Genomic DNA, 6,820 nt, shown 5'->3' with positions numbered 1-6,820 from the left:
AGTTGTTCAAGAATCTGGGTTTTACTCCACCCTAACCACTGCTTGAATTCAATAAACGACCACCCGAATTCAATAAACGACCACCCGAATTCAATAAATGACCACCCGAATTCAATAAACGACCACCCGAATTCAATAAATGACCACCCGAATTTAATAAACGACCACCCGAATTCAATATATTTATTGCATAAATTCTCAAAACCTCACCTGAAACCTGATTTACTAAGGTTTTAGCTTTAGTTTTACCCCACTCTAACCATCACTGCGATTAAGTAGGTAATCTTTGGGATTTAAGAAAAAATTCGACTTGTGTGTACACGGTAGCTCCTTAGTAAGGAGAGACAGGTTTTACCCAGTAAAACCTTTCTTGAGGTCTTTTACGGACAAAAGGGGGAAAAATTTCTGCTTTTTTCCGAATTCTTAGCAACAAATTGTTGTGGCGATTTTATACAGAAATAACGTATGTAGGCTGTAAATAAATCAGCTTTTTGGAGGTGGGCAGAGCTTAGATCCTATAGATCATAATTTTACTACTTTGATCAGAAACTCCTCACTTAGTAAAAATAATTAAAGCTAGATGAGAACTATTGTTCTATATATCCTATAATTTTTTTAATTACGGTATCCGCCTACAAATACCGTATATTTAGGGGTGATTCTGATGAGTAAGTCGCAACAACTGACACAATTAAGTAAATTTTTAAGTGAGGGTATACAGGCTTATGCCATGAAAGCTTTGCAGACTATACAACTCTCGTACAAACACACAATTAAAAGTTGGTTCAATAGACACAGTGTGCAAAGCTTTGTGAGTCTGTTTCTCATAGGTGCTTTTTTGAGTATAGCAGTTGCCTCTTGCTCTGGAAGCAGTTCAGCTAGCAAAAATGATGTTAAGTTAAAACTCGTTTCTTTCTCTGTTCCTAAAGCAGCTCATGACCAGATAATCCCCAAATTTGTCGAAAAGTGGAAGCAAGAACATAACCAGAACGTCACATTTGAGCAAAGTTATGGAGGTTCTGGCGCTCAAACTGCTGTTATCATTGCCGGTTCGCAAGAAGCAGACATAGTACATTTGGCACTTCCCCTAGATGTCAACAAAATTCAGCAAGCGGGTTTGATTAAATCAGGTTGGGAAATCAAAGCTCCCAGAAGTGGTATTGTTAGTAGATCGGTTGCTGCGATCGTCACCCACCAAGGCAATCCCAAAAGCATCAATACTTGGGCAGACTTGGCAAAAGATGGAGTGAAAGTAATTGCGGCTAACCCAAAAACTTCTGGTATTGCTATTTGGGAATTCTTGGCTTTTTGGGGTTCGGTAACTCTAACAGGCGGTGATGAGGCGACAGCGCTAGATTATGTCACTAAAGTTTATAAAAATACCCCTATTTTAACGAAAGATGCCCGTGAAGCTAGCTATTTATTCTTCCAAAAGGGTGAGGGAGATGTTTTAATTAACTACGAAAATGAAGTAATTTTGGCAGAGAAAACTGGTACGAAGTTGCCTTATGTTGTACCCCAAGTCAATATTTCCATTGATAATCCTGTAGCGATAGTCGATAAAAATGTCGATAAGCACGGTACAAGAGAAGTTGCACAAGCATTTGTTGATTTTCTTTACTCAACAGAAGCTCAACGGGAATTTGCAAAATTACAATATCGTCCTGTTAATCCTACCGTTACTCAAGAAGTAGCCTCACAACATCCGCCAATTAAAACTTTATTTACATCTCAAGATTTAGGTGGTTGGGATATTATCCAGAACAAGTTTTTTGGAAATGGGGCAATTTTTGATAAAGTTCAAGCTGCAAGCAAAGCATAATTAATATTTATTTTCTCATGCAGCATTATCTACTTACAGATAGCCAACATAAGAAATTCTGAGTCACTTTATCTCAATTGTTAATTTATGAGCTTTCGTAGCCGATTTAAGGATAGCTTTTTCCTGACATTTTTAATGCTTATTGCCAGCAGTATAACTGCTTGCAATAGCGGACAGGAATTAAAAAGTCAGGTGAGTATTGATGGTGCAGCAGTAGGTTTTCCTGTTTCCCTAGCAGTTGCAGAAGAATATGGTAAAGTGAAACCTGAAGCAAAAGTTAGTGTTGCCTCAAGTGGTACTGGTGGCGGTTTCAGTAAATTTTGTAATGGCGATATTGATATAGCTGGTGCTTCCCGTACCATTAGAGATGAAGAAATTAAAAAATGTAAAAGTAAGAATATTGAATTTGTCGAGTTGCCTATAGCTTTAGACGGCATCGCTGTGATTGCTAATCGTCAAAATAACTTTGCTAAATGTCTAACTATTAAAGAATTGGGTAAGATTTGGGGCGCTAAATCAGACAGCAAAATCTTGACATGGAATCAAGTTAATCCCAAATTTCCTAACCAAAAACTGAAACTGTATGCTCCGGCTTCCGATACTGGAACATTTGATTATATGACTCAAGCTGTTACCGGCAAAGCCAAAAATGGTCGTACAGATTACACTCCCAGTCACAATCAAAACTTACTTGTGCAAGGAGTCTCGGGTGACGTATCAGCTTTAGGTTATGTAGGCATATCTTACTATATTCAAAACCAAGATAAACTCAATCTAGTTGCTGTAGAAAGTCCCACAGGGAAATGTGAAAAACCAGTTCCGATAGATAATGTCATCAAAAATCTCTACACACCATTGTCTCGTCCTCTGTTTATCTATGTCAGTAAAAAATCCTTAGATAGCAAGCCAGCAGTCAAAGAATTTGTAGATTTTTATCTAGAAAATTCTTGGAAGTGGGTAGATAGCGTTGGTTATGTGGCATTACCAGATGAAGCTTACGTCAAAGTCAAACAAAAATTTGCTACGGGTGATACTGGGACAAAATTCAAAAAAGCAAAACCCGGTGAACCAATCACAAACTTTATTTAAATAAAGCCGCAGTTATTGTAGTCTGAGTGTAGTTAAAACTTAACTGTTTATGCAAAATCTCAATTCTCAAGATGATCCTTATCTACTATCTAGACAGTCACTGGATAAAAATCCATCTGAAGATATATCTGAAAAGATTGTTGGCGTAATTTTATTTGCTTGCGCTTTAGTCTCGGTTTTGACTACCTTTGGTATTGTCGTAATTATCTTTCAAGAGACATTTGGTTTTTTCCAAGAAGTTTCTTTTGCCCAATTCTTTCTTGATACTAAATGGACACCTCTATTTGCAGATAGACATTTTGGCGTTTGGCCCTTGATTAATGGCACTTTTTTGACTACAGCCATTGCAATGGCAGTTGCTATTCCTTTGGGTTTATCTTCTGCCATTTATTTAAGTGAGTATGCCCAACCAAAAGTAGCAGCAATTTTACGTCCAGCAGTGGAACTTTTAGCGGGAATACCAACAGTAGTATATGGTTACTTTGCACTGTTATTCGTCACACCATTGGTGCGGTATATTATCCCTCTGGAAATATTTAATGCGTTGAGTGCAGGGTTAATGATGGGAGTAATGATTACTCCTACTGTTGGTTCTATCAGCTTAGATGCTATTCGAGCAGTTCCACGCTCTTTACGAGAAGGATCTTATGCTTTAGGTATTACTAAACTGGAAACGATTTTTAAAGTAGTTGTACCAGCCGCGCTTTCTGGAATTATAGCCTCAATTATATTGGGTATTTCTCGTGCTGTGGGTGAAACAATGACTGTCCTCATCGCCGCCGGACTACAGCCAAAACTGACTATTAATTTTGCGGAATCTATAGAAACAATGACAGCTTACATGGCGCAAATTTCTGGTGGAGATAGTCCGCGTGGTAGCCCCAGGTTTCGAGATAACTCAGAGTCTGTGGTAGGCGCATTACTAAGTGTTGATTTTTCTCTGCCTGTACAAAATTGTTAGTAAGCATTGTTTCTTAGCGAGATTTACTGGCCTTTTCACTCAATAGCCGAATATTGCTGTACATAGCTTCAGTATAAACGCTGAACTTATCGAAAAAATCACTTAAGTATTACCACTTTTTATTTTTGCACACAATAAATAGCAACCCTAATTGATTTGGGAAAATTAAAAATTAGCTTACTCCCCTTCTTTACAACGGAAGGGGTTGGGGGCTAGGTCTTTATTGAACTCAACACTTCTGGAGCTATAACTTTTGCAACAACTCCTGAGTTAACTGAAAGAACGCTTTTGAACCAGCTGATTGGGGAGCATTTAAAACAGCTGGCATAAAACTATCAACAGCCTTAGCAACATTGACATCAACTGGTATTTGTACCTTACAAATTTTTTCTACACCGAAATCTTCAACAACGCGGTGCATCACTTGTTTATAATATCTGCCAGTGAGAAGGTTAGCGCTGGACATGCTGAATACAATTCCCAGCATTTTTATATCTATTTTGGTTTCATGTCCGTGACTGTCTTTTAATTGTGCAATGCGTCTTTCTAGCAGTTGAATACCCACTACAGATAAGGGTTCTGGTTTAGCAGGAAGTATGTAAAAATCACTGGCAGCTAAAGCACTACGAGTCAATAAATTATATCCAGGCGCACAATCCAAGAGGATAAAATCATATTCTTGACGTACAGATTTTAAAATATTATTTATCAAGACTCTTTCAAAGCGATTCCAAATTGTTTCAAAGTCCTGTTCACCCAAAGCAGTTGCTTGCTGATGCAGCATTTCTGAGACAACAAATTCATCATATAAGTCGATATCTCCTGGTAATAAATCCAGTCCTGGAAGATTACAAACCTGGGATTGAATGATATCTTTAATTGTCAATTTCGCTTCTGGTTCTGGATTGATAACTTGGTCTATCAGATACCTGAATGTCTTACTTTGTTTACGACGCTTGGCAAAATCTAAAGGCGACATCAAACTGAGTGTGGCGCTAATTTGGCTGTCTAAATCAAGGACAAGCACGCGCTTACCATGATTTTTAGTTAAACAGGTAGCTAAGTTGACAGTGAGGGTGGTTTTACCAACGCCACCTTTCATATTTGCAGTAGCAATTACATATCCCATTGGTTGAGTCCTCTGTTGACACATTTCCATGTAGGTAGCGTACACCTATCTCGATCTATTAAATCTTCCATTAAATTTAATATTTTCAAAATCTCAAAAGGTGAGATTGCCTCAATTGTAGGCGTTGAGTAAGGGCGCACAGATGTCATTGGTGTCAACTTAAAAATAGCTTAACTAAAGGCTTGACTCGCCCGCCTGGAACTAAAGTTCAAGGCTAATAGCTCAAGTCTACTGAAGTAGACTAGAGATTTTTAGGTGTATTAAGTCATCTCTTGATGACTTTTGCTATTAGCAGGGAACTGAAGTTCCTTGCGGGGCATTGCTTTTACCTTAAGTTGACACGTAGGTACATCTGTGTAACCCTACGATGAGATATTTTTTACTGGAAGTCCCTAATCTCATCTGTGATAATGTTTTTTGATGAAATGGGCTAGTAAAATTGCTGTCACTTTGGTTGAAAGCTAGATAACATTATTAGATTCGGCGTGTTTACTGTTCGGGAGTGACAAAATGTCTAAACAGCTGGGTCAAAAAATCGCACCGACACCTATATCAAATGATATTAATGTGGTGGATTTGATTGATCGATACTTTACCGCTTACAACTCAGCGCGGTTGCGGGAAATCTGCCAACTACTGAGTCGTGATGTGCTAACGGAAGGTGTGACGGTGGGAGTTAGCCTTTCCGGTGCGATGACGCCAGCAGGATTCGGGGTTTCAGCACTTGCACCCTTAATTCGCAACGGCTTTATTGACTGGATGATTAGCACTGGTGCAAATCTTTACCACGATATGCACTACGGTTTGGGTTTTGAACTTTTTGCTGGTAATCCGTTTTTGGATGATGTGAAACTGCGCCAGGAAGGCACTATTCGCATTTATGACATTATCTTTGGTTACGATGTGCTATTGGAAACTGATGCGTTCATCCGCAAAATTCTGCAAGGAGAAGCGTTTCAGAAGCGGATGGGAACTGCTGAGTTTCACCATTTACTGGGTAAGTATGTTCGAGAAGTAGAAAAGCAGTTGGGTGTACAGCATTCCTGTTTGCTTGCTACAGCTTATGAATATGGCGTGCCTATATATACGTCTTCTCCAGGAGATAGCTCAATTGGGATGAACGTGGCGGCTTTGGCTTTGGAAGGTTCGCAGTTGGTGTTAGATCCATCAATTGACGTAAATGAAACGGCTGCGATCGCATATAATGCCCGTGAATCAGGAGGTAAAAGTGCGGCTGTAATTCTCGGTGGCGGTAGTCCCAAAAACTTTTTGCTACAAACCCAACCGCAACTTCACGAAGTATTGGGGCTAGAAGAACGAGGACACGATTACTTTGTGCAGTTTACCGATGCGCGTCCAGATACAGGCGGTTTGTCTGGAGCAACCCCATCGGAAGCTGTCAGTTGGGGTAAAATTGACCCGGAAGAGTTACCTAACACAATTGTTTGTTATACCGATAGCACGATCGCTCTACCATTGGTGACAGCATACGTCTTGAACAAATGCCAGCCTCGTCCCCTGAAGCGTGTGTACGACAGGCGAGAAGCTATTTTAGATAAACTGCAAAAAGACTATCTAACAGCCAAAACCCAACCATCAGATCAGATTCCAGCAGCAGTGGCTGAAAGTGCCCAAAAGCAAACAGCGACTTATCCCTGTGGGCGGTTGATTCCGAATACTCCGTAGGGAGTGGGGAGTGGGGAGTGGGGAGTGGGGAGTGGTGTAGTTCAATTACTTGAAAAGCGCTATAAGAGGGAAAAATTTAGTAATTATCAATTTTTTAAGAATTCGCCATCCCAATGCAAAATTGAAATGCTTT

The 6,820-nt window shown here is 39.6% G+C and carries 5 protein-coding genes; 4 read left to right on the top strand and 1 reads right to left on the bottom strand.

Going from position 1 to position 6,820, the window contains the following annotated elements:
- The first annotated feature begins 664 nt into the window (after positions 1–664).
- The 3 genes from LC574_RS19725 to pstC all read left to right on the top strand — a co-directional run bounded on the left by LC574_RS19725 (position 665) and on the right by pstC (position 3,872).
- A complete protein-coding gene (locus tag LC574_RS19725; RefSeq protein ID WP_229455066.1) occupies positions 665–1,822 on the top strand; it encodes a sulfate ABC transporter substrate-binding protein in 1,158 nt (385 codons plus the stop codon).
- A gap of 87 nt (positions 1,823–1,909) precedes the next feature.
- Positions 1,910–2,911, top strand: coding sequence for a PstS family phosphate ABC transporter substrate-binding protein (locus tag LC574_RS19720; protein WP_229455065.1), 1,002 nt, complete (start codon positions 1,910–1,912; stop codon positions 2,909–2,911).
- A 49-nt stretch (positions 2,912–2,960) separates the two neighbouring features.
- Positions 2,961–3,872, top strand: a complete 912-nt coding sequence (gene pstC, locus LC574_RS19715) for a phosphate ABC transporter permease subunit PstC (RefSeq protein ID WP_229455064.1) — start codon at positions 2,961–2,963, stop codon at positions 3,870–3,872.
- A 244-nt stretch (positions 3,873–4,116) separates the two neighbouring features.
- On the opposite strand, the gene LC574_RS19710 is transcribed toward pstC, so the two are convergent.
- Complete coding sequence (locus tag LC574_RS19710; protein WP_229455063.1) at positions 4,117–5,001, bottom strand: ParA family protein; 885 nt, start codon at positions 4,999–5,001, stop codon at positions 4,117–4,119.
- A 510-nt stretch (positions 5,002–5,511) separates the two neighbouring features.
- Here LC574_RS19710 and speY point away from each other — a divergent pair.
- Positions 5,512–6,687 carry a deoxyhypusine synthase gene (speY, locus tag LC574_RS19705; RefSeq protein WP_229455062.1) on the top strand — a complete coding sequence of 392 codons (1,176 nt, stop codon included), beginning with the start codon at positions 5,512–5,514 and terminating at the stop codon, positions 6,685–6,687.
- Positions 6,688–6,820: the final 133 nt, after the last annotated feature.

The sequence above is a fragment of the Nostoc sp. CHAB 5715 genome, assembly GCF_020829685.1.
In the GTDB taxonomy this organism is placed as follows: Bacteria; Cyanobacteriota; Cyanobacteriia; order Cyanobacteriales; family Nostocaceae; genus Nostoc.
Note: the sequence above shows the minus strand (reverse complement) of the source record. Positions and strands in the feature narration are given on the sequence as shown.

What these genes read in the sequence shown, in the direction of transcription:
- speY (WP_229455062.1), top strand. Translation starts at nt 5,512, where the DNA reads ATGTCTAAACAGCTGGGTCAAAAAATCGCACCGACACCTATATCAAAT.
- pstC (WP_229455064.1), top strand. Translation starts at nt 2,961, where the DNA reads ATGCAAAATCTCAATTCTCAAGATGATCCTTATCTACTATCTAGACAG.
- LC574_RS19710 (WP_229455063.1), bottom strand. Translation starts at nt 5,001, where the DNA reads ATGGGATATGTAATTGCTACTGCAAATATGAAAGGTGGCGTTGGTAAA.
- LC574_RS19720 (WP_229455065.1), top strand. Translation starts at nt 1,910, where the DNA reads ATGAGCTTTCGTAGCCGATTTAAGGATAGCTTTTTCCTGACATTTTTA.
- LC574_RS19725 (WP_229455066.1), top strand. Translation starts at nt 665, where the DNA reads ATGAGTAAGTCGCAACAACTGACACAATTAAGTAAATTTTTAAGTGAG.